Annotated in this window: 31 protein-coding genes and 5 pseudogenes; 15 read left to right on the forward strand and 21 right to left on the reverse strand. The window is 67.1% G+C overall.

The features are described 5' to 3' along the window. Nucleotides 1–22: 22 nt before the first annotated feature. The 4 genes from L1066_RS25310 to L1066_RS25325 form a co-directional block, all read right to left on the reverse strand. Complete coding sequence (locus L1066_RS25310) at nt 23–1,132, reverse strand: enolase C-terminal domain-like protein (protein WP_235739105.1); 1,110 nt, start codon at nt 1,130–1,132, stop codon at nt 23–25. 116 nt (nt 1,133–1,248) lie between these two features. Further along, nucleotides 1,249–1,881, reverse strand: a complete 633-nt coding sequence (locus L1066_RS25315; RefSeq protein WP_235739106.1) for a TetR/AcrR family transcriptional regulator — start codon at nt 1,879–1,881, stop codon at nt 1,249–1,251. A 134-nt stretch (nt 1,882–2,015) separates the two neighbouring features. After that, a complete protein-coding gene (locus tag L1066_RS25320; protein WP_235739107.1) occupies nt 2,016–2,648 on the reverse strand; it encodes a TetR/AcrR family transcriptional regulator in 633 nt (210 codons plus the stop codon). 39 nt (nt 2,649–2,687) lie between these two features. Then, nucleotides 2,688–3,581 carry a ketopantoate reductase family protein gene (locus L1066_RS25325; protein WP_235739109.1) on the reverse strand — a complete coding sequence of 298 codons (894 nt, stop codon included), beginning with the start codon at nt 3,579–3,581 and terminating at the stop codon, nt 2,688–2,690. Nucleotides 3,582–3,692: 111 nt separating this feature from the next. Between L1066_RS25325 and L1066_RS25330 the strand changes: the two genes are divergently transcribed. Then, the gene (locus L1066_RS25330; RefSeq protein ID WP_235739110.1) at nt 3,693–4,718 is read left to right on the forward strand and encodes an NAD(P)H-dependent flavin oxidoreductase; all 1,026 of its coding nucleotides are present in this window, start codon (nt 3,693–3,695) and stop codon (nt 4,716–4,718) included. Nucleotides 4,719–4,804: 86 nt separating this feature from the next. Here L1066_RS25330 and L1066_RS25335 read toward each other — a convergent pair whose 3' ends face one another. Together L1066_RS25335 and L1066_RS25340 are read right to left on the reverse strand one after the other, a co-directional pair. Further along, nucleotides 4,805–5,230 (reverse strand): helix-turn-helix transcriptional regulator, encoded by a 426-nt coding sequence (locus L1066_RS25335; RefSeq protein ID WP_376707738.1) that lies wholly within the window; start codon nt 5,228–5,230, stop codon nt 4,805–4,807. A gap of 45 nt (nt 5,231–5,275) precedes the next feature. Beyond that, nucleotides 5,276–5,823, reverse strand: a pseudogene (locus L1066_RS25340) (AraC family transcriptional regulator ligand-binding domain-containing protein); the annotation flags it as partial. Between the two features lie 110 nt (nt 5,824–5,933). Between L1066_RS25340 and L1066_RS25345 the strand changes: the two are divergent. Genes L1066_RS25345 through L1066_RS25355 form a run of 3 tightly spaced genes read left to right on the forward strand, consistent with a single transcriptional unit; the run spans nt 5,934 to nt 8,834 of the window. Beyond that, a complete protein-coding gene (locus L1066_RS25345) occupies nt 5,934–6,431 on the forward strand; it encodes a 2,4'-dihydroxyacetophenone dioxygenase family protein (protein ID WP_235739113.1) in 498 nt (165 codons plus the stop codon). A 17-nt stretch (nt 6,432–6,448) separates the two neighbouring features. Next, nucleotides 6,449–8,014: a long-chain-fatty-acid--CoA ligase gene (locus L1066_RS25350; protein WP_235739114.1), complete on the forward strand. Its 1,566-nt coding sequence runs from the start codon at nt 6,449–6,451 to the stop codon at nt 8,012–8,014. Nucleotides 8,015–8,039: 25 nt separating this feature from the next. Then, complete coding sequence (locus L1066_RS25355) at nt 8,040–8,834, forward strand: ion transporter (protein WP_235739115.1); 795 nt, start codon at nt 8,040–8,042, stop codon at nt 8,832–8,834. Between the two features lie 44 nt (nt 8,835–8,878). Here the strand turns inward: L1066_RS25355 and L1066_RS29035 are convergent, their stop codons facing one another. Both L1066_RS29035 and L1066_RS25365 read right to left on the reverse strand, forming a co-directional pair. Next, nucleotides 8,879–9,190, reverse strand: coding sequence for an AMP-binding enzyme (locus L1066_RS29035; protein ID WP_376707733.1), 312 nt, complete (start codon nt 9,188–9,190; stop codon nt 8,879–8,881). Continuing rightward, nucleotides 9,100–9,393, reverse strand: coding sequence for an AMP-binding protein (locus L1066_RS25365; protein WP_376707734.1), 294 nt, complete (start codon nt 9,391–9,393; stop codon nt 9,100–9,102). The genes L1066_RS29035 and L1066_RS25365 overlap by 91 nt, the downstream gene beginning before the upstream one ends. Nucleotides 9,394–9,409: 16 nt before the next feature. On the opposite strand from L1066_RS25365, the gene L1066_RS25370 reads away from it, so the two are divergent. Both L1066_RS25370 and L1066_RS25375 read left to right on the forward strand, forming a co-directional pair. Beyond that, nucleotides 9,410–9,562: a response regulator transcription factor gene (locus L1066_RS25370; protein WP_312008800.1), complete on the forward strand. Its 153-nt coding sequence runs from the start codon at nt 9,410–9,412 to the stop codon at nt 9,560–9,562. 94 nt (nt 9,563–9,656) lie between these two features. Then, nucleotides 9,657–11,132, forward strand: a complete 1,476-nt coding sequence (locus L1066_RS25375) for an HNH endonuclease signature motif containing protein (protein WP_235739119.1) — start codon at nt 9,657–9,659, stop codon at nt 11,130–11,132. On the opposite strand, the gene L1066_RS25380 is transcribed toward L1066_RS25375, so the two are convergent. Beyond that, nucleotides 11,110–11,514, reverse strand: a complete 405-nt coding sequence (locus tag L1066_RS25380) for an acyl-CoA dehydrogenase family protein (protein ID WP_249225470.1) — start codon at nt 11,512–11,514, stop codon at nt 11,110–11,112. The two genes, L1066_RS25375 and L1066_RS25380, sit on opposite strands and share 23 nt — an antisense overlap. On the opposite strand from L1066_RS25380, the gene L1066_RS25385 reads away from it, so the two are divergent. Continuing rightward, nucleotides 11,484–11,681 (forward strand): hypothetical protein, encoded by a 198-nt coding sequence (locus tag L1066_RS25385; RefSeq protein WP_235739122.1) that lies wholly within the window; start codon nt 11,484–11,486, stop codon nt 11,679–11,681. The genes L1066_RS25380 and L1066_RS25385 overlap by 31 nt on opposite strands. Nucleotides 11,682–11,685: 4 nt before the next feature. Beyond that, the gene (locus L1066_RS25390; RefSeq protein ID WP_235739123.1) at nt 11,686–12,183 is read left to right on the forward strand and encodes a GNAT family N-acetyltransferase; all 498 of its coding nucleotides are present in this window, start codon (nt 11,686–11,688) and stop codon (nt 12,181–12,183) included. Here L1066_RS25390 and leuA read toward each other — a convergent pair. Then, nucleotides 12,167–13,938: pseudogene (leuA, locus tag L1066_RS25395) on the reverse strand (2-isopropylmalate synthase). The gene L1066_RS25390 and the pseudogene leuA overlap by 17 nt on opposite strands. Before the next feature lie 220 nt (nt 13,939–14,158). Here leuA and L1066_RS25400 point away from each other — a divergent pair. From L1066_RS25400 to L1066_RS25410, 4 genes and pseudogenes are all read left to right on the forward strand, one after another. Further along, entirely contained in the window at nt 14,159–14,662 is a 504-nt protein-coding gene (locus L1066_RS25400; protein WP_235739124.1) for a flavodoxin family protein, read from the forward strand. Between the two features lie 200 nt (nt 14,663–14,862). Next, nucleotides 14,863–15,531, forward strand: a complete 669-nt coding sequence (locus L1066_RS25405; protein ID WP_235739125.1) for a septum formation family protein — start codon at nt 14,863–14,865, stop codon at nt 15,529–15,531. Then, nucleotides 15,423–16,157: pseudogene (locus L1066_RS29040) on the forward strand (septum formation family protein); the annotation flags it as partial. The gene L1066_RS25405 and the pseudogene L1066_RS29040, both read left to right, overlap by 109 nt. After that, entirely contained in the window at nt 16,136–16,366 is a 231-nt protein-coding gene (locus L1066_RS25410; protein ID WP_235739127.1) for a hypothetical protein, read from the forward strand. The pseudogene L1066_RS29040 and the gene L1066_RS25410, both read left to right, overlap by 22 nt. Before the next feature lie 15 nt (nt 16,367–16,381). On the opposite strand, the gene era is transcribed toward L1066_RS25410, so the two are convergent. From era to L1066_RS25465, 11 genes and pseudogenes are all read right to left on the reverse strand, one after another. Continuing rightward, nucleotides 16,382–17,311, reverse strand: a complete 930-nt coding sequence (gene era / locus L1066_RS25415) for a GTPase Era (RefSeq protein WP_235739128.1) — start codon at nt 17,309–17,311, stop codon at nt 16,382–16,384. Beyond that, nucleotides 17,304–17,510, reverse strand: a complete 207-nt coding sequence (locus L1066_RS25420; RefSeq protein WP_235739129.1) for a hypothetical protein — start codon at nt 17,508–17,510, stop codon at nt 17,304–17,306. The genes era and L1066_RS25420 overlap by 8 nt, the downstream gene beginning before the upstream one ends. Further along, nucleotides 17,486–17,716 carry an SIP domain-containing protein gene (locus L1066_RS25425; RefSeq protein WP_235739130.1) on the reverse strand — a complete coding sequence of 77 codons (231 nt, stop codon included), beginning with the start codon at nt 17,714–17,716 and terminating at the stop codon, nt 17,486–17,488. Before L1066_RS25425 ends, L1066_RS25420 begins: the two co-directional genes overlap by 25 nt. Before the next feature lie 14 nt (nt 17,717–17,730). Beyond that, entirely contained in the window at nt 17,731–18,081 is a 351-nt protein-coding gene (locus L1066_RS25430) for a siderophore-interacting protein (protein ID WP_235739132.1), read from the reverse strand. A gap of 110 nt (nt 18,082–18,191) precedes the next feature. After that, nucleotides 18,192–19,475 carry an SAM-dependent methyltransferase gene (locus L1066_RS25435; RefSeq protein WP_235739134.1) on the reverse strand — a complete coding sequence of 428 codons (1,284 nt, stop codon included), beginning with the start codon at nt 19,473–19,475 and terminating at the stop codon, nt 18,192–18,194. Then, nucleotides 19,472–20,887 (reverse strand): FAD-binding oxidoreductase, encoded by a 1,416-nt coding sequence (locus L1066_RS25440; RefSeq protein ID WP_235739136.1) that lies wholly within the window; start codon nt 20,885–20,887, stop codon nt 19,472–19,474. The genes L1066_RS25435 and L1066_RS25440 overlap by 4 nt, the downstream gene beginning before the upstream one ends. Before the next feature lie 77 nt (nt 20,888–20,964). Further along, nucleotides 20,965–21,276: a cytidine deaminase-like protein gene (locus L1066_RS25445; protein ID WP_235739137.1), complete on the reverse strand. Its 312-nt coding sequence runs from the start codon at nt 21,274–21,276 to the stop codon at nt 20,965–20,967. Beyond that, entirely contained in the window at nt 21,269–22,585 is a 1,317-nt protein-coding gene (locus tag L1066_RS25450) for a hemolysin family protein (protein ID WP_235739138.1), read from the reverse strand. The genes L1066_RS25445 and L1066_RS25450 overlap by 8 nt, the downstream gene beginning before the upstream one ends. Before the next feature lie 6 nt (nt 22,586–22,591). Next, nucleotides 22,592–23,056 (reverse strand): rRNA maturation RNase YbeY, encoded by a 465-nt coding sequence (gene ybeY, locus L1066_RS25455; RefSeq protein WP_235739139.1) that lies wholly within the window; start codon nt 23,054–23,056, stop codon nt 22,592–22,594. Continuing rightward, nucleotides 23,053–24,071 (reverse strand): annotated as a pseudogene (locus L1066_RS25460) (PhoH family protein). Before L1066_RS25460 ends, ybeY begins: the two are co-directional and overlap by 4 nt. A gap of 139 nt (nt 24,072–24,210) precedes the next feature. After that, nucleotides 24,211–24,558 (reverse strand): HIT domain-containing protein, encoded by a 348-nt coding sequence (locus tag L1066_RS25465; RefSeq protein WP_235739140.1) that lies wholly within the window; start codon nt 24,556–24,558, stop codon nt 24,211–24,213. Between the two features lie 221 nt (nt 24,559–24,779). Between L1066_RS25465 and L1066_RS28240 the strand changes: the two are divergent. The 3 genes and pseudogenes from L1066_RS28240 to L1066_RS25480 form a co-directional block, all read left to right on the forward strand. Beyond that, nucleotides 24,780–24,869: pseudogene (locus tag L1066_RS28240) on the forward strand (SigE family RNA polymerase sigma factor); the annotation flags it as partial. A gap of 200 nt (nt 24,870–25,069) precedes the next feature. Beyond that, nucleotides 25,070–25,234, forward strand: coding sequence for a sigma factor-like helix-turn-helix DNA-binding protein (locus L1066_RS25475; protein WP_235739141.1), 165 nt, complete (start codon nt 25,070–25,072; stop codon nt 25,232–25,234). After that, a complete protein-coding gene (locus L1066_RS25480) occupies nt 25,231–26,298 on the forward strand; it encodes a Gmad2 immunoglobulin-like domain-containing protein (protein ID WP_235739142.1) in 1,068 nt (355 codons plus the stop codon). Before L1066_RS25475 ends, L1066_RS25480 begins: the two co-directional genes overlap by 4 nt. Nucleotides 26,299–26,331: the final 33 nt, after the last annotated feature.

The following is a 26,331-nucleotide window of genomic DNA, read 5'->3' on the forward strand; positions in this document are numbered from 1 at the left end:
GTTCCTTTCAGGTATCCCGAGATCAGAGTTCGGCGACCTTGTGGGCCTTGATGTAGTCCCAGTCGAGCGGGACACCGATGCCGGGGCCTTCGGGCAGGTGCACGAAGCCTTCGGAGTCGATCTTGATCGGCTCGCAGGCCGGGAAGTGGAAGAACTTCTCCGGCACGAGCTGCTCGAAGAACTCGCTGTTGCTCATGGCCGCGATGCAGTGCAGATGTGCGGCATCGATGTGGCTGTTCGCGTTCGTATGCACTTCCATGTTCATGCCGAACGCCTCGGCAAGATGCGCAGTCTTCATGACCTGGCCGACACCGCCGGTGAAGGAGATGTCACCACGAACGATGTCGACCGCGCGGCTCACGATGTATTCCGGCTTGGCGTAGACGGCACCCGGGATCACCTCGAGTGCCATGACCGGGATGTCCAGCTTGTCAGCCAGCATCTTGTAACCGTGGATGTCCCAGTCACGGAGAGGCTCCTCGAACCAGTGGAAGTCGAGTTCTTCCAGTGCTCGACCGACCTTGAGCGCCTGGGTCTGCGTGTAGGCACCAGCCGGATCGATCATCAGGGTGTAGTCGTCACCGACCGCGTCACGAACTGCCGCGCAGGCTTCGATGTCTTCCTTCCACTCACCCTTGACGTGCAGCTTGTAGCCCTGATACCCAGCTTCCTTGTACATCAGCGCATCCTCAGCGAAGCCAGCCGGAGTCGGCAGTGTCATGCCGCTGGCGTAGGCCGGGACCTTGTCACGCACGCCGCCGAGCACCCGATAGAGCGGCTCGTTGAGCGACTTGCAGTAGAGATCCCAGATCGCCAGGTCAACCGTGCCGATGGCGAACTGGGTCGTGTACAAAAGACGGTCGAGCTTCCAGATCTCTTGCCAGATGGCCTCGCGGTGGCCGGGGTCCTTTCCGATCAGGAACGGCCTGATGCGGTCCGCGATCGAGTGTCCGAGGCTCAGCCCGCCGTAGGGGCTGATGGCCTCGCCAACCAGGCCGTCGTCCGAGACAACCTCGACGGCCAGAAAGTCGGTGACGTAGGGCGCAATGGACTGGCCCTTGATCATCACCTCTTCCATCCCGCCGGGCAGCGGAATGCGGAACGAGGTGAGCCTCACGTCCTGGATCTTCATATCTGGTCCTCAATCTCTCCGATAACTTGACGCGTATATCAAGTGATGCGCGTGTCAAGTGTGGCTTGGGTCACCGGCTGCGTCAAGGCCTTGAGCCGAGTGATTTGACGCAAGTCTCAAGTTCTCACCCACGGCTCCGTGCCGATCTGCTCAAACCAGAGTTCGGCCAAGGTCTGCGCAGCCTCGTCACGTTCGAAGGGAACCCCGCGCAGGAGCCAGAGGAAGCAGACGCGCTCGTGCTGGATCGTCAGCATTGCCGCGCGAGTGCGAGCCAGCTCAGGAGTGTCGCCGAACTCGGGGCGCACCAAGGGCGCCACCATGTCAGCCAAGTTGGCCAAGCGCTCCGAATACGCCTCAGCCAGGTCCGCCTCGACCGCAATGGCCTCGTGGACCGCCAGTAGGCGTTGCCGATTGACCGTGTAGAAGTCGTAGGTGTCACTCAGCCAGTCAGCCAACGCCCGAACGTCGCGCGTCTCCGTGGCGACGAGCTTGCGGTAGAGCACCACCAATTCGCGGCGAACCAGGTCCCACATGTTCTCCATGACCTCGGCCTTGCCGCTGTAGTGCACGTAGAACGTCGCTCGACTGGTGCCCGCACGACGAGCAATGTCCTCGATCTTGGCCTGGACATAGCCGCGTTCCTCAAACTCGGCGACCGCCGCCTCCGCCAAGGCGCGTCGCGTCTGCGCCTTGTAGCGGCTCCGGATCGTGCCCCGGTCGCTCGGACCGCCGGCAGCATCGTCCTTCATCGAGAACCTCCGTCACTCACTGACACGACGTCAGTGAATGACAGTGAGACACATCACCACCCCTGCTGTCAAGAGAAGACGCAACAGGCTGCGACCGCGATGGCCCCCGCCGTCGGTGCATTGATTGAGAACTGTCAGCGAGCGGGCGCCAGCACCTTCTCCCAGATACCGGCCAAGGTCTCGATCAGACGGTCCTCGTCAAACTGACGGTCCAGGGAGAACCAGACGTAACAGACGTACTCGAGCATCGCACCCAATGATTCGGCGGTGTACTCGACGTCGATGTCTGCATCGGTGAGCCCCGCTTCGACCAGCCGCCCGATCCCGCGCTGCGTTCTGCTCACGAAGGTCTCACGCATGTCGAGTCGCAGATCCCTCAACTCCGGCGAGAAGGTGCCCACCTGCTCCATCAGCCCGATCATGGTGGCGTGAGGACGGTAGGCATGCACGAATCGGCGGACCGAATCCTTGATCCTGGCATGGAAGTCGTCGGTCGGCACCGGCGTGGCCATGGAGAGCAACATTGATTCGATGACCGACTTGGACACCTCCTTGAAGATCGCTTCCTTCGTGTCGAAGTAGGTGTAGAAGGTGCCGTGCGAGACGTGGGCTTCCTTCGCGATGTCACTCACCTTGGTGTCGACGAAGCCCTTGCGCTCGAAGACCTCCCTCGCGGCCACCAGCAGCGCCGCACGACGTTGGGCACCTCGATCCGTCACGGGGCCCTGGTCTCGTCTGGCCTGTTGCGACTCAGTCGGTGCTGGCATCAATGATCCTCTCAAGGAACGAACGGGCGCACAGTGAGATCAGCATCCCATCTCGATTCCATCAAGGAGCGAGGTGATCAGCGCCGCGCAAGGAGTGTCGATGCCGCGAGCGCGTCCGATCCTCGTCAGCGCTCCGCTGATCGCGTCGTGCTCGAATAGTCGACCACTGTGTCGGTCCTGCCACATCGACGAGTGCAACGTCGGTGGATATTCAGCAAACCGCGTCACCATCTCATCGACTACAGACTCCTCCAATTCCACACCGGTGGCCCGAGCCACGGCGCAGCACTCGGTCACCAAGCTAGTCGCCACGTCACGAAGCCCAGGCCGCAGGGCGACCTCACGAACCGGGACGTCGGCGATCGTCGTGAGCGAGTTGCTCGCCAGGTTCAGGGCCAACTTGGTCCACAGTGCGGTCGCGAACTCCGCCACGACGTCGACCTGCAAGGAGCCAGCCGCGGAAACTGCCGCAAACTCGTCAGCGAGAGCGTTTGAGGGCAAACGCACACTCCCTGCCAGAGTCTGTACGACCCGCCCTGGGGTGACCCGTTCGGCGCCGTACGTGACAATCGCCGGCAACACCCGCCCAGCCGGGACCCACGGCGCGAGGCGCTCGGCGTGCTCGACCCCGTTCTGCGCAACGAGGTATCGCGCTCCATCGCACACCTCCGACTCGAACCAGGATCGGAGCCCCGGCACGTCATAGACCTTCGTCGCGACCACCACCCAGTCGTACCGCTCCAACCCCGCCGGTCCTGTCACGATGTGGACAGGCGCGACGAACTCGTTGTCACCCTCCACCAACGTCAGGCTGGAAGTCGGACGACGAACAGCAAGCGTCACGTCGACATCCGGATCCATGGCCAGCCTGGCCGCGACCAGGCTCCCGATCCCCCCACTGCCCAGCACCAGCACTCGCGATCGAGAAGTCACGCAGATCACCTCCGAGAGCTCGGAACCCCAATTGACATGGTCGTCAATCTCGGCATATTTTGACACATGCGTCAACTCTACGACACTCCCGACCCCGGAAGGGTCCCACCCATGGCTCACATCCCAGGCCCCACCAGCCCCGCCCCGCAGCTCAGCACCCGCTTCACCGAGACCTTCGGAGTGCAGCACCCGATCATGCAGGGCGGCATGCAGTGGGTCGGCAAGGCGGAGCTCGTGGGAGCGGTTGCCGAGGCTGGCGGCTTGGGCATGCTCACCGCGCTCACCTTCCCCGATCCCGAGCTCCTCGCGGCCGAGATCCGCAGGGTGCGTGAGCACACTGACAACCCCTTCGGCGTGAATCTCACGATCCTGCCATCCATGCGCACCGTGAACCATGACGAGCTGCGGCATGCGATCGTGGACGCCGGCGTCCAGATCATCGAAACGGCGGGAGCCAACCCAGCTCCCTACATGGACTACTTCGCCGAGCACGGCGTGAAGATCATCCACAAGTGCACCAGCGTCCGGCATGCACTCAAGGCGCAAGCCGTCGGCGTGACGGCAGTCAGCATCGACGGCTTCGAGTGCGCAGGTCATCCGGGCGAGGACGACGTACCCGGACTGATCCTGATTCCTGCTGCGACCGCACAGCTCGACATCCCTGTGATCGCCGCGGGCGGCATTGCAGATGCACGCGGCTTGGTCGCCGCCCTGGCCTTGGGGGCGGACGGCGTCAACATGGGCACCCGCTTCCTGTGCACGCAGGAGTCCCCCATCCATCACCGCATCAAGGAGGCAATCGTCGCCTCGAGCGAACGCGACACCGAACTCCTCTTCCGTCCGCTGCGCAACACCTCACGGGTCCACAGCAACGCGGTGGCGCGCGAAGCAGTCGAGATCATGGCCGGCGGCGGTCAGTTCGAAGACGTCCAGCACCTCGTCAACGGGATCCGTGGCCGCACCGTCTACGAGCTCGGCGACCCCGAGGCGGGCGTATGGTCGGTCGGCATGGCGCAGGGGTTGATCCACGACATCCCGACCTGCGCCGAACTCCTCAACCGGATCGCCTCCGAAGCCGTCGACCTCATCGACAAGCGTCTGAGCGGCATGCGGGAGCCCTCTCCGGCGCTCCTCTGAGGTGCCCCGGCACACGCCTGAGTCGCCGTCGTATCACTGGCGCTGTGGTGACCCGTGACTCTCCTCGACAGCACGGCTCCAATCGCTCACCAAGCCTGCGGCCGACGTACGTCGGCCCTCAGCTCCTGTCGCTTGGCGCGTGGTGTCTGGGCGAACCACCGCCTGCAGCTGCGAGTGAAGGTGCTCTGCTCGGCGTAGCCGAGTTGCTGGGCGATCTCTGCCATCGAGACGTCCGGACGCGCCAACAGCTCCAGGGCCACCTCCTTGCGCCAGTCATCGAGCAACGTCTCGAAACTGGCGCCCAGGTTCCTCAACTGTCGCTGCACCGTCCGCGGATGCATGGTCAGTGCCGCGGCGACCTGCTCCAGCGTCCCCTGCCCCAGGGGCACCAGCTTCTCGATCAGCTCATGCACGTATTGATCGAGATCGAGGTGCCGGTGCTGGCTGCCGAGGAACTGCCGGGCCAGGGCATGGGCCTGGAAGTCACCGCCTTCGATCCGCTGCCTCAGCACTGCCGTCGGAAAGATGAGTGAGTTGCGTTCGTCGCCGAAGACGACCGGCGCACCGAAGTGATCGAGATAGACGTCGATCTCCGACATCCGGGCATGCGCCAGAGTGACCCGATCCGGCCGGAACTGCTTGCCCGCCAGCATCTCGAACATGCCGAGGATCACACCCATCGCCAACTCCTCCAGGTGCGCCCGATAGGGCAGCCGGTTCAAGGTGATCTCGAACGTGAACCGGGAGGTCCTCCCCTCTCGACCAGTCCGGCCCGGATCGCCGGACTGTAGGTGTGCAGGTACTTGATCACCCCCAACAGCGCCGCCTCCACCGTCTCGGCGTTGCGTGCCATCACCGCGATCGGCCCCATCATCTCCAGGCTCTGCAGCCTGGAGACTCGTAGACCGAAGTCGGGCACGCCCAACTCATCGGAAGCCTTCCCCACCAGCGCCGTGAGCGAGGTGTAGGTGATGAACCGGTTGTAGTCGCCCACGACGACCGGATCGATCCCCGCCCAAGCCATGAGCGCCTGCGCATCTCCCCCATGGCGCTCGATGAGCTCGGGGATGTTGAGCAGGCCGGACGCCCGCACGAGGTCACCCATGTCGTGAAAAGTAAAAAAGATGTCGGGCTAAGTCAAGAAGAGGCGCGAGAGGAGGAGTGACCATGGACACAGTCCGGGGCTGGCCGGACATTCAACTCACAGGAGGAACCATGACCACCACCGTCGAGATCCCGCTCGCCCTGACCATGCAGACCCGGGACATCCCGTGGGCCCGCGACATCCTCGCGCCGGGTCTCTCCATCCAACTGCTGGTGGCAGACATCGAAGGTGGCTTCCTCGTCGCCAACACCCGTTTTGCTCCCGGCACCGTGCTGCCGACACACCTGCACACCGGCGCGGTCCACGGCTACACCACGAAGGGCAGCTGGCACTACCGCGAGTACGGCGAGGAGTCGCTCAACACGCCGGGCTCCTACATCTACGAACCGGCCGGCTCCACCCACACCCTGGTCTCGAGCACGACCGAGGAGACCGAGGCGCTCTTCATCATCCACGGCGCCTTCCTCAACTACGACGCCGAAGGCAACTACGTGGGCCACTTCGACGCCGCCGTGACCCGCAAGCTCTATGTCGAGATCCTCGAGCAGCAGGGCGACGAGCTCCCCGACTTCGTCGTCGGCGGCAACTGCACCTACAGCAAGCACTGACCGGAGAATCGCCGAACATGTCACGCGTCACCGTCTCCTCCGCGCTGGAACGTGCCGTTGCGCTCTTCGCGGACCGCGAGGCCGTCGTCGACGGCACCACCCGCTGGTCCTACGACGAGCTCGACCGTCGGGTCCGTTCCTTCGACGGATCACTCGACGGCTTCGGGCTGGGCAAGGGCGACGTCGTCGCCGTGCTCGCTCACAACAACGCCGCGCACCTGGTGGCCTGGCTGGGTACGCCACGCAGCGGCCGGGTGCTGAACGCCGTCAACACCCGACTGTCGTTCGCCGAGCTGCAGTTCATCCTCGACGACTCCGAGGCCAAGATGCTGCTGGTCGACGACGCCTTCCTCGAATCGGGCCGCAGGCTGCTGGCTGCCTGCGAGTCGCTCGAACACCTGGTGCACACCGGCCCCGGGCCGACGCCGGACGACTGCGAGTCATTCGAGGCTCTCACCACCGCCGGTGTCGGCGCTCGCCCGGTCGAGGTGGGTGGCGACGACGTCGCCGGTGTCTTCTACACCGGAGGCACCACCGGACGCCCCAAGGGAGCACTGCTCTCGCACGCCAACCTCATGGCCAACGCCAAGCACGCCTTGATCTGCCTCGGCTATACCCATCGGGACCGCTACCTGCATGCCGGCCCGATGTTCCACCTCGCCGACGGCGCCTCCACCGTGGCGTTGACCTGGGTGGGCGGTACGCACGTGATCACCCCGGGATTCACCCCGGGATCGTGGGTGGAGACAGTGGCCGCCGAAAGGGTCACCCGAGCCATGCTTGTGCCGACGATGATCACCATGCTGCTGGGCGCCGGTGTGCCGGACGAGCTCGACATCAGCTCGCTCGAATCGGTCCTCTACGGCGCATCTCCCATGCCACAGGCCGTGCTGGCCAAGGCCAACGAGCTGCTCGGTTGCGACTGGTGCCAGGTCTACGGCATGACCGAGGCCGCACCCATCGTCACCTTCATGACCCATGAGGACCACCGTCTCGGCCTGCGTGGGGACGACGCGCTGGCGAGCAGTCGCCTCCGCTCGGCCGGGCGGCCCGCGGTGGGCGTCGACGTGCAGATCCGGGATTCCGACGACAACGTCGTCCCCTCGGGCCAGGTCGGCGAGATCGTGATCCGCGGAGAGAACGTCATGCTCGGCTACCTCCATCGCCTCGACGAGACGACACAGGCGCTCCCCGGCGACGGCTGGTATCGCAGCGGTGACATGGGATACGTCGACGAGGGTGGCTACGTCTTCGTCGTCGATCGGCTCAAGGACATGATCATCACTGGTGGTGAGAACGTCTATTCCACCGAGGTTGAGAACGCTCTCTACCGTCACGGTGACGTCCAGGAGGTGGCCGTGGTCGGCGTACCCGACGAGCAGTGGGGCGAGGCGGTGCATGCCGTCGTCCATCCACGTCCCGGAAGCACTGTCACGGCCGAGGACCTGCGCAACCACGCGCGCGAGCTCATCGCCGGCTACAAGGTGCCGCGGGTCGTGCACATCGCCGCTGAGCCACTCCCGAAGTCCGGCGCCGGGAAGATCCTCAAGCGAAACCTACGGGAGGAGCTCAGCTCGGAGTGAGTGAGCAACCTGCAAGGGTGAGGGCATGCAACGCGGCAAGCCCTCACCCTTGAGCAACTATCCCTCCAAGCCGCCGTCCGGCTGGGCGGACTGGACGATGCTGCTCATCGCGGTGGTCTCGGTGGCGCTGCTGGCGTGGATCACCTTCTGGGACGTCTCCCCGAGAGTCGAGCGCCGAGTGATCATCGCCGACTACACCATCTGCGCCCTCTTCCTCGTGGAGTTCCTGTGGCGTTGGCGTCGTAGCCGCGAGAGCTGGCGCTTCCCGCTGCGCAACTGGTACGAGATCATCGGCATGATCCCGCTGACGAACCCTTGGTTCCGCTCGTTCCGACTGCTGCGCATCGTCGTCGTGCTCATCCGACTCGGCCGGGTCGCCGATCGCGCTGTCGGCGACCGCGTCACTGCCGCCGTGATCAAGCACTCCACCGACACCCTGGTCGAGGCCATCAAGCGTCCGATCACCGTCGCGGTGATGGATGAGGTGGCTGCTGTCCTGCAGACCGGCCACTACACGCAGAACATCGCCGCGGCACTCCACGAGAACCGCAAGGAGCTCGACACGATGATCGTCGAGCTGGTCAAGCAGGACAGCAGGATCGGGCGGCTCAAGCGGCTCCCCTTCCACGACGACGTGGTCCGCCTGGTCAGCGACACCGTCTTCCGCCTGGTCTTCGAAGTGCTCAACGACCCGCGCACCGACGAGCTGATCTCCGACGTCCTGCGGGAGAACCTCGACCAGATGCGCCAAGCCGTACGCGAGCGCGACCGGGCAGCAGCGCGAGAACGAGACGCCGAGGCGGCGTTTCGACCGCGCTGAGGTCGCCGCCCGACGCCCGTGCCCAGTCCAGTCCACGTCGGGACTCAGTCGACGCCGAGGCAGGCGTGCGCCTCCCTCGGGTCACGCTTGAGGATCTTGCCGCTCGGGTTCTTGGGCAGCGTGTCGGCGAGCACGACGTACTTCGGGGCCTTGAACGAAGCCAGCCTCGACTTCGCGAATACCAGCAGCTCCTCGGCACCCACGTCGGCTCCCTCCCGCGGTACGACGACCGCAGGCACCGCCTCGATCCACCGTGGTTGTGAGACTAGCCGGCCGATCCGCCATGGGTGAACTGCTCCGACCTCGGCAGCGCGGTGGCGAGCGGGGCCATCTCGGTCTGACCGTAGAAGTTCCACAGCCGCAGGCCGGGCGCCCGCTCCGTGAGCTCGCGGAGCACCTCCTTGGGCATGGCCGAGGCGCCGTCGTAGCTCTTGCGCAGGCTGGAGAGGTCGGTGCCGGCGAACTCGGGAGTGGCGCAGGCGATCGCCTTCGCGCTCAACGAGGTCGTGCCCAGGGCGACCATTCCTGCTTCGCGCAACCCCGGCCTCACGGAGCTCACCAGCTGTGAGCGCGAGGTGGCCGCCATGGTCGCCGAAGGACTCTCCAACACAGAGATCGCTGCTCGTCTGGTGCTCTCCCCTCGCACCGTGGAGGGACACGTCGAGAAGTTGCTGCAGAAGCTCTGCGTCACCAACCGAACCCAGGTCGCGGCAGCGCTCAACGGGTGATCAGGAAAAGGCCCGCGTGACGACAAACTAGCCGCCTGACCTGGGATTTTGTTGGTCGTCGGGTTCTGTCGGTGTCGTTTGGTTGACTGGTTTCATGCTAGAGATCGACGCCCGTCACCAGCCCTATGAGGTCGATGACCTCGACCTGGGCTCGTTGCTGGGCTTCGTGGCCGAGCACGCTGTTGATGACCGCAAGGTCGGACGTCGGCAGTTGCGGCTGGTCTACCGCCTGGCGGTGCTGAACCCGCCGACTCCCGAACGCCCCGCTGCCGTTGCCGGGGACCAGGCGTTCGTCCTCAACCACTGTGAGGACAAGCTCGCCGGGGCCGGCACCCCTGATGTCGCGCTGTTCGCGGTCGAGGACTACTCCGCAGCTGCGGGCATCTCCCGCCCCTCCGCCCTCGCCCTGGTGGCGGACACCCTGGATCTGCACCACCGCCTCCCCAGGCTGTGGGAACGGGTCGAAGCATTGGAGGTGCCGACGTGGAAAGCGCGTCGAGTGGCTCAGCAGACCCGCAACCTCTCGTATGAGGCAGCACGCTGGTTCGACACCCAACTCGAGGAAGCAGGCCGATGGGGGTGGCCCACCATCAACAAGTGGATCGCCTGTGCCACAGCGAAGTTCCACCCCGAGAAGCTCATCGACCCCAACGCGCCCTATGGCAAAGGCGACTGGAACGTCACTCTGCGACACCTGAACAAGGACTGCGCAGAAGGCGCCAACGAGGTCAGCGGCACCTCCGAACTCCTGGCGACGGGTGATTCGTTGGACCTCGAGCGCTTCCACCAACTCTTGCGTGACGAGGCCGAGCGGATGCGCAGCGAAGGCGACAACGACCCCATCGAGCACCGTCTGGCCAAAGCCATCGGTCGGCTCGTGGACGACACGATCGGGCCCGGCGGCAACGTGCAGACCGGCGCCGCGGCCACCGCGGGCGTGCAGCCGAAGCTGACGGACAACCCCGAGACCTTCACCCGCCGCCGCGGACTACGGATCTTCGCCCACGTCAACCTCACCGACCTCCTCACCCTCCCCGGCGCGACTGGCCCGACCGGCGTCGACGACACCAGGACCGTGCCAGCCCACAGTGAGGGCAGCGGCGTGGGCGGTGATCCTGGCGTGGTCTCCACCGACCGGACGGGCGAGATCCTGACCGCCCAGCTCAAGGACTGGCTGGCCCGCCACGGCTCGCTGGCCACCGTCACCCCGGTGATCGACATGGGTCGCCTCGAAGCGGTGGATCGACACGACCCACCCACCTGGATGGCGGAGCTGGTGCGGATGCGCGACCAGCACTGTGTCTACCCTGGCTGCACCAAGTCCGCTTGGGACACGGATCTGGATCACATCGAGCGTTACGTCTCCCCCGACGACGGCGGACCACCGGGCCAGACGAGACCTGACAACTTGGCTTGTCTGTGTCGGCGACATCATCTGGTGAAGACCTCGGGACGGTGGCGTTATGAACGCACCCCCGACGACAACTACCTATGGACCAACAGGCACGCCCACCAGTTCCTGGTCACCCGCTTCGGCACCATCAACCTCACCCTCGAACAAACAGCCTGAACACAAGCCGCGGCGCTGCCCGAAAGCAGGGCGCCCACTTCACTGCGTTGACCTCCTGGACCCAGGTGACCGCCTGGCGCAGCCGCGCGTTCTGCACCTCGGTGAGGTCGTTGCCCGTGTTGATCCACGCCTCGGCCTCGCCGTGCACCTCGTAGACGCAGGCACGAGCAGCACGGTGGAGCGCCTCGTACTTGGCGAACCCGAGTCGGAACAGCTCGGAGTCACCGATGACAGTGGCGTAGCCGACGCGGCCCTTCACGCTCGCGATCCTGACGATCTCGTCGAGCGCTCTCCGAGCGATGCCGAGGGCGACCGGGGTGGCCGCCCACCCCGATGCCGAGCAGACCGAACTTGAAGACGGACTCGGTGCGCACCGGCGCAGTGGAGAAGGTGTCGAAGGCGTGCTCCTCCGGCGACGATCTTCGCGACGGCGCGGGCTCGGGAGAGATGGTCGCCGAGGATGGTGCTGGGTTCGGTGAGCAGAGCGCCCGCTGGCCACCGGGCCCGCTGCCTGCAGATGCGTCGGCGCGACCCGACGTGGTCGACTGACACCATGGTCGACGTACGACGCCTCTCCCCCGACGACTGGCCGCGGTGGCGGGATCTCCGCCTCACGGCTCTTGCGGACAGCCCGGACGCCTTCGGCTCCACCCTGGAGCGAGAGCGGGCGTTCACCGAAGCAGATTGGCGCCAACGATTGGCGAATCCGACCCTCGTCGTGGAGCACGGCGGGCAACCGATCGGCTGCGCCGCCGTCTTCGAGCCGGAGCCGGGGCTGGCCACGGTGGTCGCGATGTGGGTGGAGCGCGACCACCGCGGCCACGGCCACTCCCGGGTCCTGTTGGACCACTTGGTTGTCTGGGCCCGCGAGCGCGACGACAGGATCGTCTTGGGCGTCAATCGCGCCAACCCCATCGCCCGAGCGGCGTACGTCGCCTACGGGTTCGTGCCCACGGGCGAGGCGCATCCGCTGCGCGACGGGAGCGCCCAGCTCTGCGACGTCCTCGAACTACCGCAGCAGCGAATGCCGCAGGTCAGTTGGCGCGGTTGATCGCGGAGATGACCGCCTTCAGCGAGGCCGTGACGATGTTGGCATCGACCCCGACACCCCACAGCACCTTGTCGCGGACGGCGCACTCCACGTAGGCGGCAGCCATCGCGTCGCCACCGGCGGAGAGCGCGTGCTCGGCGTAGTCCAGCACCCGCACCTCGCCCCGGTTCTCGAAGGCCGGGTTCCCCTGCTGCTGCTCGGCCGCGACCATCTCGGAGAGTGCGTTGGTGAAGGCGTTGATCGGCCCGTTGCCGGAACCGACCAGCTCGCGGATCTCACCGTCGACATAGATGTTGACGGTGAGCTGGTCCTTCTCCCCCGATGCGGAGGACGTGTGGACCGAGTTCAGCTTCAGCGGCGTCTCGCGCTCCAGGTACTCGGAGCTGAAGACCTGCCAGATCTGGTCGGGTGTCATCTCGCCACCCTCGCTGTCGGTGCGTTCCTGGACGACCCTGCTGAACTCGATCTGCGCACGCCGCGGCAGATCGAGATTGTGCTCGGCCTTCAAGATGTAGGCGACCCCGCCCTTGCCGGACTGGCTGTTGACCCGGATGACGGCCTCGTAGGTGCGGCCGACGTCCTTCGGGTCGATCGGCAGGTAGGGAGCTTCCCAAGCGATGTCGCGCACCGAGATGCCCTGCGCCATGGCCTTCTGCTCCAGGTCCTCCAGCCCCTTCTTGATGGCGTCCTGGTGGGAGCCGGAGAAAGCGGTGTAGACGAGGTCACCGGCATAGGGGTGACGGGGATGCACCGGCAGCTGCGTGCAGTATTCGACCGTACGCCGGACCTCGTCGATGTCGGAGAAGTCGACCTGCGGGTCGATGCCCTGGCTGAACAGGTTCATCGCCAGCGTCACCAGGTCGACGTTGCCGGTGCGCTCGCCATGGCCGAAGAGACAGCCCTCGACGCGGTCCGCGCCGGCCATCAGGGCCAGCTCCGTGGCGGCGACCGCGGTCCCCCGGTCGTTGTGCGGGTGCAGGCTGATGGCGGAGTGCTCGCGCCGGGTCAGGCCCCTGCCGAAGTACTCGATCTGGTCGGCGTAGGTGTTGGGCGTCGACATCTCGACGGTCGCCGGCAGGTTGAGGATGATCTCGCGCCCGGCCTCGGGCTGCCACACGTCGGAGACCGACTCGCACACACTCAGCGCGAAGTCGGTGTCGGACTGGGTGAAGATCTCCGGGCTGTACTGGTAGCCGAAGTCCTGGGTCCCCACGATGCCGCCCAACAGCTGCTCGGCGTACTTCATGACGAGCTCGGTGCCGCGGACCGCGATCGCGCGACACTCGTCGGGGGTGACCCCGAAGACGACCCGCTGGAACAGGGGGCCGTGGCGTTGTAGAGGTGCACGGTGGCGCGGTCGGCGCCCACCAACGACTCGATGGTGCGCGAGATCAGGTCTTCACGCGCCTGGGTCAGCACCGAGATCTGGACGTCGTCGGGGATCCGGTCTTCCTCGACCAGTTGGCGGACGAAGTCGAAGTCGGTCTGGCTGGCGCTCGGGAAGCCGACCTCGATCTCCTTGTAGCCCATCCGGACCAGCAGCTCGAACATCGCCAGCTTGCGGGCCGGGCTCATCGGATCGATCAGGGCCTGGTTGCCGTCACGCAGGTCGGTGCTCAGCCAGCGCGGTGCGTGGGTGATGCGCTTCGTCGGCCAGGTGCGATCGGGCACGTCGACGGGCACGAACGCCGTGTAGCGCTGGTACGGCATCCCACTGGGCTGCTGGTTGTTGGCGGTGTTGCTCAGGTTGGTCATGGTTCCTCGTTCGGGTGATCGATGGGGTGCCGGGCGCGCACCGCGAAACTCCGCAACGAGGGGGTCCGGCTTTCAGACCTCGCTGCGGCAGCGAAGGAGGAGGCTGATCGAGATCATGACGAAGACCACTTTAACCCACCTCCCTGAGCAGGCGTGCAAGGGTGGGTGGAGATGAGACGGATCGGACGCCGCGGCGCCACCGACAACCTCAGGAGGATCCATGTCGAGACTACTGGTCGTGCACCATTCCCCCACGCGTTCGCTGCGGGAGCTGCGTGACGCCGTACTCGAGGGAGCCGGGCACGAGGACATCCCCGATGTGGAGGTCGTGGTGCGCCCAGCGCTCGAGGCCACCGCCGACGACGTGCTCGCCGCCGACGGCTACCTGTTGGGTACGTCGGCCAACTTCGGCTACATGTCGGGCGCCCTCAAGCATTTCTTCGACTCCACGTTCCTCGCGGTGGGCGGTGCCCTCGACGACTCCGGCGGCGCCAGCGACCAACCGGAGGGTGCGACCGCGAAGCGGCCCTGGGGCTGGTGGGTGCACGGGCGCTACGACACGACCGGCGCCGTGCGTTCGGTGCAGTCGATCGTGGGCGCGCTGGGCTGGCGGCAGGTGCACGCGGGCGTCGACGTCCTGGGCGAGGTGACCCCCGCGCACCTCGACGCCGCTCGCGACCTCGGTGCCACGGTCGCCGCAACGATCTCTCCATCCCTTCGGTGATCGTCGACGGTCACGGATAGGGTTTGTCCAGGCCGCCCATCTGCCCTCGGAGGAACCGTGCTGAAGCCCCGCCGCATGCGTGTCGCGGTGCTCGGTGTTGCCGCCATCTTGGTGGCACTCACCGCGTGTGGAGACAACGGCGACAACCCGGGCGAAGACCCCAACCTGGTCGACTCGATCGACGTCCCCGAGGTCGGCCTGTGCCGGCTGCTCACCCCCAGGACGTCGCCCATCCCAGCAACGCGACCCGCGCCGTCGACTGCGACGAGTTCCACACGGCCGAGACCTACGCAGCCGGCGAATTGCCCACGCGTTTCGACGACGCCGCCTACGACGACGCCGAACTCGGCACCTTCGCCTACGAGACGTGCTCGACCGCCTTCCAGGAGTTCCTCGGCGCCGACGAGTCCTTGGTGATGCGCTCGGTGATCAGTTGGGCCTGGTTCCGACCGTCCGAGAAGGCGTGGGAGGACGGTGCCCGCTGGTACCGCTGCGATGTCGTCGGTGGCGGCGAGCAGTCGAAGGAATACCTCAAGCTCCCGACGACCGCTCGCGACCTGATGCTGGGCAAGCCCAAGGACAAGTGGATGGTGTGCGCCGACGGGCCGAGCGTCGCCGGGTCGGTGAAGATCCCCTGCTCACAACCCCACACCTGGCGTGCGGTCACCACCATCAAGGTCGGCGCCGACGACGATCCCTATCCCGGCGACCGACTCGTGGAGGTCAAGTCGCGCGACTACTGCTCCAAGTCGGTCGGTGCATGGCTCAACTACCCATCGGACTACGACTTCGCCTACACGTGGTTCCACGAGGCGGAGTGGGACGCCGGCAACCGCCGCTCCATCTGTTGGGCCAGGACTCGCAAGTGATCCGCGCCAGCTCCGTCGGTCGGCTCCTCGCAGCTGCCCTGCTGCTGGTCGCGACGGCGGCCTGCTCCTCCGACGGCGGCGACGCCGAGCCGGACGGGCCCACCCCGTCGGCTGCCCCGCGTACGCCGGAGGAGCCACTTCCCGCGCCCGCCAACGGCACCTGCCACCGCATCGACTACGCCACCGCTGTCCGAGCCACGGCCGACGACTCCACCGTGGCGTGTCGCAAGCCCCACACCTCACGCACCATCAAGGTCGCCTCGTTGAAGGGCACGGTCGACGGCCACTTCCTCGCGGTCGACTCCCAGCGTCTGAGCAAGCAGCCTGCGAAGGCCTGCGACTCCGCCTTCGCCTCCTACGTGGGCGGAACGACCGAGCAGCAGCGCCTGAGCATGCTCGCTGTCGCTTCGTTCGGCCCCAGCGTCGAGGAGTCCGACCGCGGTGCCACCTGGATCCGATGCGACCTGGTGTCGGTCATCGCGCCGGAGAAGTTGGGAAATCTCCCGGGACCGCTCAAGGGCGTGCTCGACACCGACGAGGGCCGCGACCGCTTCGGCATGTGCGGCACCGCCAAGCCCGGCACGGCCGACTTCGCCCGGGTCGCATGCTCCCAGGAGCACAGTTGGCGCTCGGTGGCGACGGTCGACATCCCCGCAGCCAAGTCGGGCCGTTGGCCCGGCGAGGCCCGGCCCGCGGGGCCGGGCAGGAGCCGTGCGCCGAGGCCGCCCGTGCCAGCGCCACCGACGCACTCAGCTACGAGTGGGGCTACGAATGGCCCGACAAGGCCCAGTGGCAGGCCGGCCGGCGCCACGGCATCTGCTGGGCGCCGGACTGACCCGTCGGGGCCGCGTCAGAAACCGAGCCGCCGCAGCTGCTTGGGGTCGCGCTGCCAGTCCTTGGCGATCTTGACGTGCAGGTCGAGGAAGACCGGGGTGCCGAGCATCGCCTCGATCTGCTTGCGGGCGTTGGTGCCCACGTCACGCAGCCGCGAACCCTTGTGGCCGATCACGATGCCCTTCTGCGAGGAACGCTCCACGAAGACGTTGGCATGGATGTCGAGCAGCGGCTTGTCGGCGGGGCGGTCCTCACGCAACCGCATCTCCTCCACGACGACCGCGATGGAGTGCGGGAGCTCGTCACGCACGCCCTCGAGCGAGGCCTCGCGGATCAGCTCGGCGACCAGGATCTCCTCGGGCGCGTCGGTGAGGTCACCCTCGGGATAGAGCGGCGGGCCGGGAGGCATCATCGCGACCAGCAGCTGGGCGAGCAGGTCGACCTGGTCGCCGGACACCGACGACACCGGCACGATCTCGGCCCACTCGGTGCCGGTCTCCTGGCCGAGCTTCTGGATGGCGAGCAGGTGCTCGCCGAGCTGCTCCGGCGTGGCCAGGTCGGTCTTGGTCGCCACCGCGATCCGCACCGTCCGGCGCACCTTGGCAAGCTCGTTGACGATGAAGCGGTCACCAGGGCCGATCTTCTCGTCGGCAGGGAAGCACACCGCCACCACGTCGACCTCGGCCCAGGTGGTCTTCACGATGTCGTTGAGGCGCTCTCCCAGCAGTGTGCGGGGCTTGTGCAACCCGGGAGTGTCGACCAACACGAGCTGTCCGTCGTCGCGGTGCACGATGCCACGCACCGCCGTGCGCGTGGTCTGGGGGCGCGACGAGGTGATCGCGACCTTCTGACCGACCAATGCGTTGGTCAGCGTGGACTTGCCTGCGTTGGGTCGTCCCACGAAACAGGCGAACCCGCTGCGGAAGTCTTCGCCGGTCTCATGCATCGTTGCGCTCCTGTGCGGCGTCGTATTCGGCCCAGATCTGCTCATCGGTCTTTCCTGCTGCCTTGCCCGCCCGATAGATCGGACCGGGGTCGACCTTCCGCGGCTGCCTGCCGGCCGTGGCCCGCCAGTAGCCCATCACGTCGTAGGCATGGCTCGGCAGTCTGCGCACCCGCATCAGGTTCTTGCGGATCGCCCGCATCTGGGCGGACTCCCCGCCATCCAGAAGTAGCCCTCACCATCGGGCCACTCGATCGTCTCCACGGCGTCGCTCAGGTGACTGGTGCCGGACTCCGCGTCGAGCCAGGTGATCGCCGGCCCCTCGGGCAGGTAGTCGGCGACCTCGTCGGGCACCTCGGCCCAGATCCTCACCGGCACGTCGGTCACCGACTCGGCGATTCGAGCCATGGCAGGGAGTGCCGTCAGGTCACCGACGAGCAACAGCCATCGGGCCCCTCGGGCAGGTCGAAGGAGCCCTTGGCCTCGTTGATGACGACCTCGTCGCCGACGCAGTCACCGGCTGCCCACTCGGTCACCAGCCCACTCTCGTGGACCACGACGTCGAGCACCAGCTCGCCGCCCGACCAGCGACGTACGGTGTAGTAGCGGCTCTGGAACTGGCCCGGCACCACCAGCCCCACCCACTCGTCGGGGATCCCGGTGGAGGTGAAGTCGGCCAATCCGTCACCACCGAGGGTGAGGCGGACCAGGTGGTCGGAGAGCTGCTCGCGACGCAGCACCGTCGCGGTGTACTGGGCGGCTCGGGTCGTCACCGCCCTAGGGTACGTCGACACGCAGGTCCAGGACCCACGGGCCGCCCAGCCTGCGCCATGCCCTGGCCACGACTTGAGCGACCTGGGCAGGAAACTGGGCGACCTCGGCGTCAGGGGGTCCAGTCGGGGCGCCGCGGGAACTCGCTGTCGCCGTCGTCGTGGTTGCGCGTGGCCAGCACGTGGTGCAACTCGATCTCGTCACGTTCGAAGGCGATGCGCGACCCGGCCATGTAGATGCCCCAGACCCGGGCGATCTCGACGCCGGCCTCGGCCACGCACTCGTCCCAGTTGTCGGCCAGGTTCTGTGACCAGCCGGCGAGCGTGCGGGCGTAGTGGGTGCGCAGGTTCTCGGTGTGCTGCACCTCGAGCCCGGCGTCCTGCACGGCCGCGACGATGGTGCCCGAGCCGGTGAGCTCGCCGTCGGGGAAGACGTAACGGTCGATGAACTGGCCGGTGCTCGTGGGCCGGTTGTGGGGCCGGGTGATGCAGTGGTTGAGCAGCCGGCCCCCAGGACGCAGCCGCTCCCGCAGGAACCCGAAGTAGGCCGGGTAGTTGGCGACCCCGATGTGTTCGGTGAGGCCGATCGAGCTGACTGCGTCGAACCCGCCCTCCTTCACGTCGCGGTAGTCGAGGTGACGAACCTCGGCGAGATCTTCGAGGCCCTCCTCCCGGATCTTCGCCTGCCCCCACGCGGCCTGGTTGGCCGACAAGGTGACGCCGAGCGCCTTCACCCCGTGCTCCTTGGCCACGTGGCGGACCATCCCGCCCCAGCCACACCCGACGTCCAGCAGTCGCTGACCGGGCTTGAGCGCGAGCTTCTGCGCAATCAGCTCGTACTTCGCGAACTGTGCCTCCTCCAACGACACGTCGTTGTCGGCGTGCACGGCGCAGGTGTAGGTCATCGACGGCCCGAGCACCATCTCGTAGAAGCGGTTGGAGACGTCGTAGTGGTGGGCGATCACCTCGGCGTCACGTGCCTGCGAGTGCCGCAGGCCCTCGACGGCACGACGCCAGCGCGGCAGGTGCTCGGAGGCGGGTGGCGGAGGCGGCACCAGGTTGCTCAGCCCGATGTTGCGCAGCAGGTTGACCGTCTCGACCACGCCGGGGCGCCGGAAGTCGAGGTGGTTGAGCAGCAGACTCATCACGGCATAGGGATTGCCGGGACTGTCGCCGTGCACCTCGAGGTCACCACTCACGTAGGCGCGCGCCATGCCGAGGTCACCCGGCGCAGTGAGCAGGTAGGCCAGACCGCGTTCGCTGGCCAGGTGCAGTGTGTAGGGCGAGTCCTCGGGACCGGCCGCGCTTCCGTCGTACGCAGTGAAGCGGATGGGCAGACCGTCGACGAGCAGTCCGTCGACGGTCTCGGCGAGAGAAACTGAGGTGAGGAGGCTCAATGCTGTCGGACCGCCTTGTCGTGGAGTGAGGTGAGCCGGCCGTCGGGGTCATGGCGATCCCGCAGCCGGTTGAGGTTGTCGGTGTCGTAGAGACGATCGAACGTCTCCTGGTCGTAGAACGCCTCCGAATAGAGGGACTTGTGGCCGTCGAGTGATTCGACCTTGGCCTCGATCGCCCGGTTGACCGGGCCATGGGGTGCATCGGGGCCGACGTGCACGGTGCCCCAGAAACCTGCGTTGACATAGGTGCGGCCGGGCTCGAGGGGGTACGTCGGCCACGGCCGCTCAGCGCCCGTGTCGCCGTTGCGCAGCCTCAGCGGGCAGAGCCAGACCGGTCGCATCCCGACCTCTGCGTCGAACCAGTCGAGGAACTCGCCCAGCCGTTCGACCGGCACCTCGATGTCCTGGATGACGCGCTCTCGCTGCGGTCGCTTCCTCCACCTGTCGATGCGGTCGACGATGCCGTGACGCCGGTCGAGTCCGACCAGCTTGTGATAGACGTCGGAGCGACGCCAGCGGCGCGGCCACAACCGGCGAACGGTGGGGTTGTGGAGCCCGAACGCGCCTGAGCACCAGAACCAGTCGGTGTCCCAACGCCACAGGTAGTCGTGCATGGTGAGCAGGTCGTCGTCGCGCTCCGCCACGGAGCGGTAGTAGATCGCTTGGCCCGTGTAGTCGGAGGGCTCCCGCCCCGCACGCGGGCCGGCGCCCCAGTGGGCGAGCGTCAACCGGAGGTCGTCCGGTGCGAACGCGACGCCATCCACCGCGTCGACCCGGTGCCCCTCCCACTGCCCGGTCTCCACCACCCGTTCGACCACCCGGCCGAACTCATCGGCGTCGGTGAAGGCCACGTGGCGCACCCACACGAGAGCCGGCACCGCCTCCAGCTCGATCTTCAGCCGGGTCGCGTAGCCCAGGCTCCCGTAGGAGTTGGGGAAGCTGTGGAAGAGGTTGGCGTGCTCGCCGTCGGGGGCCGCCGTGACCACCTCTCCGTCACCGGTGAGGATGTCGAGCTCGAGCACCGACTCGTGCGGCAGGCCGTTGCGGAAGCTGGTGGACTCGATGCCCAGGCCGGTCACCGCGCCGCCGAGGGTGATGGTGCGCAGCTGTGGCACCACCAACGGGATCAAGCCGTGCGGCAACGTGGCAGCAACGAGGTCCTCGTAGGTGCACATGCCCTGCACGTCGGCAGTGTGCGCCGCGGTGTCGATGGCGATGACGCCGTCGAGACCCGAGACGTCGAGCGCGCCGGTGACCGGTTCACGCGGACGGAAGAGGTTGGACGTCTTCTTGGCGAGCCTCACGGGCCGGCCGGGTGGGATCGAGGCCATCGAGGCACGCAGCCGTGACACGGCCGCCTCGTGCTGGCCCCATCCTCGCAAGGTTGGGGAGGTCACGACTGGAGCAGTCACACCCCCAACGTAGTCCGGTCGGATGCACCTGCCAACTTCTTTCCGCTCAGTTGGAGTGCCGTGTCGTGCAGGCGGTGTCAGACGAGGTGGACGACGACATCGTCGCCGGCGAACTCCTTGATCGCAGCCGCGTCGGGCTCCGCGAGCACGTCGGCGCCCATCACCACGACGGCCTCGAGTCCCTGGGATCCCGAGGAGTTGGCCATGGCCAGGCACACGCCGACCGCGGAGATCTGCAACGAGGGCAAGGTGACCGTCGCTCCGGCGTACGTACGCCCGTCGAGGTCGCGTACGGCGGCCCCCTGCGCCGCTCCGGTCCGCGCACGGGTGGCGCGGGCGAGGGTGACGAGCTTGCGGTCCTCGGGAGAGAGTTCGGTGGCCTCAGGCATGGGGATCAGCGTAGTCAGTCTCGGCGTCGAGCGCGTCGGCCGGTGTCTCGAGACTGACGAGCACCCGGTCGACCCGGTTGCGTCGACCAGCGGTGCCCTCGGCCTCGAAGCGCAGCCCGTGGATCGCAGCGGCCGAGCCGGGGATCGGGACCCGGCCGAGTGCCTTGGCCAGCAGGCCGCCGACCGAGTCGACGTCTTCGTCGTCGACGTCGTGACCCGGGAAGAGCTCGTCGAGGTCGTCGATCGGGAAGCGCGAGGAGACCAGGAAGGAGCCGTCCTCACGGGCCTCGACCTCCACCTCACCGGCGTCGTACTCGTCGGTGATCTCGCCGACGATCTCCTCGAGCACGTCCTCGATGGTGACCAGGCCGGCAGTGCCGCCGTACTCGTCGACGACGACGGCGATGTGCTGGCGGCGCGCCTGCATCTCGGTCAGCAGGTCGTCGACCGGCTTGACCCCGGGCACCCAGTGGACGGTGCGCATGTGCTGGTCGATCCGCTCGGTCAGCTCGGCCTCGGCGTCGTCGAAGACCCGCTTGGAGACGTCCTTGAGGTAGGCGACGCCGATGACGTCGTCGAGATTCTCGCCGACCACCGGCATCCGGGAGAAACCGCTGCGCAGGAAGAGCGAGAGCGCCTGCCGGAGGTTCCGGTGACGATCGATGAAGACCACGTCGTTGCGCGGCACCATCACCTCGCGCACCACGGTGTCGCCGAGCTCGAAGACCGAGTGGATCATCTTGCGCTCACCGTCCTCGATGACGCTGGACGCCTCCGCCATGTCGACGAGCTCGCGCAGTTCGGTCTCGGACGAGAACGGGCCGTCGCTGAAACCCTTGCCCGGGGTGAGTGCGTTGCCGAGCAGGATCATCAGCTTGGGCAACGGGCCGAGGACCCGGGTGATGAGCACCAACGGTCCGGCCGACGCGAGTGCGACGGGCACCGAGTGCTGCCGGCCGACGGTGCGCGGCGCCACCCCGATCACCACGAAGGAGACGATGACCATGGCCCCGATCGTGATGAGCACGGTCTGCCACCAGCCCTCGACCGTCGACACCACCAGGTGGGTGGCCACCACGATGCTGGACACCTCGAAGAGCATGCGCAGGAAGAGCGCCGTGTTGAGGTACTGCGCCGGGTCGTCGAGCACCTGGAGCAGGCGGCGTGAGCCTGCCTTGCCCTCGGAGGCGATCTCCTCCGCCCGGGCGCGTGAGAAGGCACTCAGGGCGGCATCGGCCGCGGTCAGCAGCCCCGCCAGCACGACGAGGACGACGATCGCGGTGAGCGACCAGAGATCCGCAGACTCCATCGGGGATCAGGCCTGCGTCGCGGCGGACTGCTGCCACTGCACGAGCAGGTCGGCCTGGAGGCCGAACATCTCCTTGTGCTCGTCCGGCTCGGCGTGGTCGTAGCCGAGCAGGTGCAAGATGCCGTGGACGGTGAGCAGGTCGATCTCGGCCTGCTTGCCGTGACCGGCGGTCTCACCCTGACGTTCGGCGATGGTCGGGCACAGCACCAGGTCGCCGAGCACGCCCTCCTCGAGCTCCGTGTTGACCAGGCCGGGGCGCAACTCGTCCATCGGGAAGGCAAGCACGTCGGTGGGACCCTCCTTCTCCATCCACTGCTCGTTGAGATGGGCGATGGTCGGCTCGTCGACCGCCTTGATGCACAGCTCGGCCTGCGGGTGCACCCGCATCTGGTCCATGACGAAGCGGCTCAGCCTCGAGAGCCGTTGCACGTCGAGCTCGTGCCCGGACTCGTTGATCACCTCGATGGTCACTGCTGCTGTCCTCTGCGCTCTGCCCGGGCACGCTCGCCCCGGGTGTCGAACTCGTCGTACGCCTCGACGATCTTGCCGACCAGGCGGTGCCGCACCACGTCGTGGTTGGTGAGGCGATTGAAGGAGATGTCCTCGATGTCGGTGAGGATGTCCTGGATGACCCGCAGCCCCGACTTGGTGCCGCCCGGGAGGTCGACCTGGGTCACGTCGCCGGTGACGACGATCTTGGAGCCGAAGCCCAGCCGAGTGAGGAACATCTTCATCTGCTCGGGGGTCGTGTTCTGCGCCTCGTCGAGGATGATGAAGGAGTCGTTGAGCGAGCGGCCACGCAGGAAGGCCAACGGGGCGACCTCGATGGTGCCGGCGGCCAGCAGTTTGGGGATCGTCTCGGGATCCATCATGTCGTGCAGCGCGTCGTAGAGCGGCCGCAGATAGGGGTCGATCTTCTCGGTCAGGGTGCCGGGCAGGAAGCCGAGCTTCTCCCCGCCTCGACGGCCGGGCGGCTCAGGATGATCCGGTTGACCTCCTTGCCCTGCAGCGCCTGCACGGCCTTGGCCATCGCCAGGTAGGTCTTGCCGGTGCCCGCGGGGCCGATGCCGAACGTGATGGTGTTGTTGTCGATCGCATCGACGTAGCGCTTCTGGTTGAGCGTCTTGGGCCGGATCGTGCGTCCGCGGTTGCTCAGGATGTTCATGCTCAACACGTCGGCAGGACGCGCCTGCGTCTCGGTGTGGAGCATGCCGGCGACCCGCTCGACGGTCTCGGCGGAGATGCCCTGACCGGTGCGGATGAGGGTGACCAGCTCCTCGAGACAGCGCTCGACGAGGGCGATCTCGGCCGGGTTGCCGTGCATCGTGATCTGGTTGCCGCGCACGTGCAGGTCGACGTCGAAGGCCCGCTCGATGCGAGTCAGGAACTCGTCGGCTGGGCCGAGCAGGCTGACCATGTTGATGCTGGCCGGCACGACCACGGTGTGCCGGGTGCGGTTGGGATCCTTGTGAGGGGTGTCTGTCATCGTGCCGTCCATCGTACGGCGCCGCCCCGCGGGGGCACATTCCCATGACCACCCGAAGTCGCCCGGATCCCAGCCGAGGTCGCCCGGATCCCAGCCGAGGTCGCCTGGAACACAGTCGAGAGCGCTCGGGTGGCGCCGATCAGCCCGGTGGCCAGGTGAACGGGCGCCCGCCGATCACGTGCAGATGCGCGTGGAAAACGGTCTGCTGCGCGGCCGCGCCGGTGTTGAAGACCGCGCGGTACCCCTCCAGCGCCTCCTGCTCGGCGACCGTGCGGGCCAGCAGGAACATGTCTGCCAACGTGTCGGGGGCTGCTTCGGCGACGGCGGCAGCGTTCTCGTGGTGACCACGCGGCACCACGAGAACATGGGTCGGCGCCTGCGGCATCAGGTCGCGGAAGGCCACCGACAGCTCGGTCTCCCCGACGATGTCGCCGGGAATCTCGCCGGCCGCGATCTTGCAGAAGATGCAGTCAGTGCTTGCGCTCATGGCGTGAGGATAACCACAGCCGGGATTCCGACACGTTGAGCCGCCCCGCAGGTAAACCGACCGCCCGGGACGCGCGTCGTACTAGCGTGACCACCCATGCACTCCTCTCGGATCGGGCAGACCCGGTGAGCCGGTCCCACGAGCCGTGGGACGCCGACACCGCGGTGAGCGCGCTCTATGCCGCGCACTGGCGGCAACTCGTGCGCCTGTCGGTGCTGCTCGTGCGTGATGTCGGCACCGCCGAGGAGGTGGTGCAGGACGCGTTCATCGCAATGCACGGTCGCTGGCGCAAGTTGCGCGATCCCGACAAGGCACTTGCCTACCTGCGCCAGTCGGTGGTCAACCGCAGCCGGTCGGTGCTGCGCCACCGCAGCGTCGTCACCCGGCACGAGGCCCGTGAAGCCCGTGCCCCGATGCCCACCGGGCCAGCCGCTGACGAAGAGGTCCTGGCAGGCGAGCTGCGCGCCGCCGTACTCGACGCCCTGGCTGCCCTCCCCGGCGCCAGCGCGAGGTGCTCGCACTGCGCTACTACCTGGACCTGTCCGAGGCCGACATCGCCGACACGCTCGGCATCAGCAGGGGCGCGGTCAAGTCGCACGCTTCCCGTGGGGCCGCCGCCCTGCGCACCCACCTGGCCGGCTCCGCGGCCGCCGGCACGACGGAGGAACGCCGATGAACCAACACGACGACGAGATCCGTCGCCTCCTCAACGAGGCCGTCGGCGATGTCGAACCGCACGAGGGAATCACCACCATCAAGAGCAAGACCAAGGAGAAGAAGATGTCCGCACGACGTCCCGTCCTCTTCGGCGCCGGTGGCGCCGCGATCGCCACTGCCGCCGTGATCGGGGTGATCGCCTGGTCCGGCGGGTTCGGCGGCGACGACAAGAAGGACGACGCCAATCCCGCAGGCTCGCCCACCGACGACACCTCCCAGAGCACGTCCGAGGACCCCAGTCCGACCGAGGCCGAGACGAGCGACACGACCTCCGAGACCGACGAGCCCGTCGAGTCCTCCGCGGTCGCCGTCTACTACGTCGGCGATGCTGGTCGTGGTCCGGTGCTCTACCGGGAGTTCCAGAGCCTGTCGGGCAGCGACAAGCTGACCCCCGCCCTGGAGGCGGCCGTCGTCGGCACACCCAACGACCCCGACTACCGCAGTGCCTGGCCCGACGGCACCGCGGTCAACTCCGCGGAGGCAACCTCCGATCTCATCACCGTCGACCTGGGTGGTGTCCCCGCAGACCTGGCGTCCGGCGTCACGGCCCGCGAGGCCAAGATGGCCCTGCAGCAGCTCGTGTACACCGCCCAGGCAGCCAACGGCGAGGGCCGGGTGCCGGTGCAGATCACCCTCGGCGGCTCGCCCAGCGACACCATCCTGGGCGTCCCGACCGCCGAGCCGCTCAACGCCGGCAAGGCGACCAAGACGCTGTCGTTGATGAGCATCAGCTCACCGTCCGAGGGCGCCACCGTCTCGGGCTCCTTCACGGCCACCGGCGTCAACAACGGCTTCGAGGCCTGGGTCGGCTACCAGATCCTCAAGGACGGCGAAGAGGTCGCCTCCGGCTTCGGCACCGCCGAGGGCTGGATGGACGAGAAGCTCTTCCCCTGGGAGGTCGAGATCGACGTCAGTGACCTGGAGCCGGGCGAGTACGTCCTCCGTTTCCACAACGACGACCCCTCCGGCGGCGCTGAGGGCTCCGGCCCCGACGAGGACACACGCACCATCGTCGTCGAGTGACCAACCCCCAGCTGGGTTAGTCCCTGACGTTCT

The organism is Nocardioides alcanivorans (assembly GCF_021555175.1).
GTDB classification, from domain to species: Bacteria; Actinomycetota; Actinomycetes; order Propionibacteriales; family Nocardioidaceae; genus Nocardioides; species Nocardioides alcanivorans.

Coding starts and splice junctions, on each gene's coding strand:
- L1066_RS25390 (WP_235739123.1), top strand. CDS start 11,686: ATGGTCGACGTACGACGCCTCTCCCCCGACGACTGGCCGCGGTGGCGG.
- L1066_RS25445 (WP_235739137.1), bottom strand. CDS start 21,276: ATGCCTGAGGCCACCGAACTCTCTCCCGAGGACCGCAAGCTCGTCACC.
- L1066_RS25320 (WP_235739107.1), bottom strand. CDS start 2,648: ATGCCAGCACCGACTGAGTCGCAACAGGCCAGACGAGACCAGGGCCCC.
- L1066_RS25310 (WP_235739105.1), bottom strand. CDS start 1,132: ATGAAGATCCAGGACGTGAGGCTCACCTCGTTCCGCATTCCGCTGCCC.
- L1066_RS25350 (WP_235739114.1), top strand. CDS start 6,449: ATGTCACGCGTCACCGTCTCCTCCGCGCTGGAACGTGCCGTTGCGCTC.
- L1066_RS25450 (WP_235739138.1), bottom strand. CDS start 22,585: ATGGAGTCTGCGGATCTCTGGTCGCTCACCGCGATCGTCGTCCTCGTC.
- L1066_RS25345 (WP_235739113.1), top strand. CDS start 5,934: ATGACCACCACCGTCGAGATCCCGCTCGCCCTGACCATGCAGACCCGG.
- L1066_RS25420 (WP_235739129.1), bottom strand. CDS start 17,510: ATGCGGGCGATCCGCAAGAACCTGATGCGGGTGCGCAGACTGCCGAGC.
- L1066_RS25410 (WP_235739127.1), top strand. CDS start 16,136: ATGCTCCCAGGAGCACAGTTGGCGCTCGGTGGCGACGGTCGACATCCC.
- L1066_RS25355 (WP_235739115.1), top strand. CDS start 8,040: ATGCAACGCGGCAAGCCCTCACCCTTGAGCAACTATCCCTCCAAGCCG.
- L1066_RS25400 (WP_235739124.1), top strand. CDS start 14,159: ATGTCGAGACTACTGGTCGTGCACCATTCCCCCACGCGTTCGCTGCGG.
- L1066_RS25465 (WP_235739140.1), bottom strand. CDS start 24,558: ATGAGCGCAAGCACTGACTGCATCTTCTGCAAGATCGCGGCCGGCGAG.
- L1066_RS25315 (WP_235739106.1), bottom strand. CDS start 1,881: ATGAAGGACGATGCTGCCGGCGGTCCGAGCGACCGGGGCACGATCCGG.
- L1066_RS25425 (WP_235739130.1), bottom strand. CDS start 17,716: ATGGCTCGAATCGCCGAGTCGGTGACCGACGTGCCGGTGAGGATCTGG.
- L1066_RS25330 (WP_235739110.1), top strand. CDS start 3,693: ATGGCTCACATCCCAGGCCCCACCAGCCCCGCCCCGCAGCTCAGCACC.
- L1066_RS25480 (WP_235739142.1), top strand. CDS start 25,231: ATGAACCAACACGACGACGAGATCCGTCGCCTCCTCAACGAGGCCGTC.
- era (WP_235739128.1), bottom strand. CDS start 17,311: ATGCATGAGACCGGCGAAGACTTCCGCAGCGGGTTCGCCTGTTTCGTG.
- L1066_RS25375 (WP_235739119.1), top strand. CDS start 9,657: ATGCTAGAGATCGACGCCCGTCACCAGCCCTATGAGGTCGATGACCTC.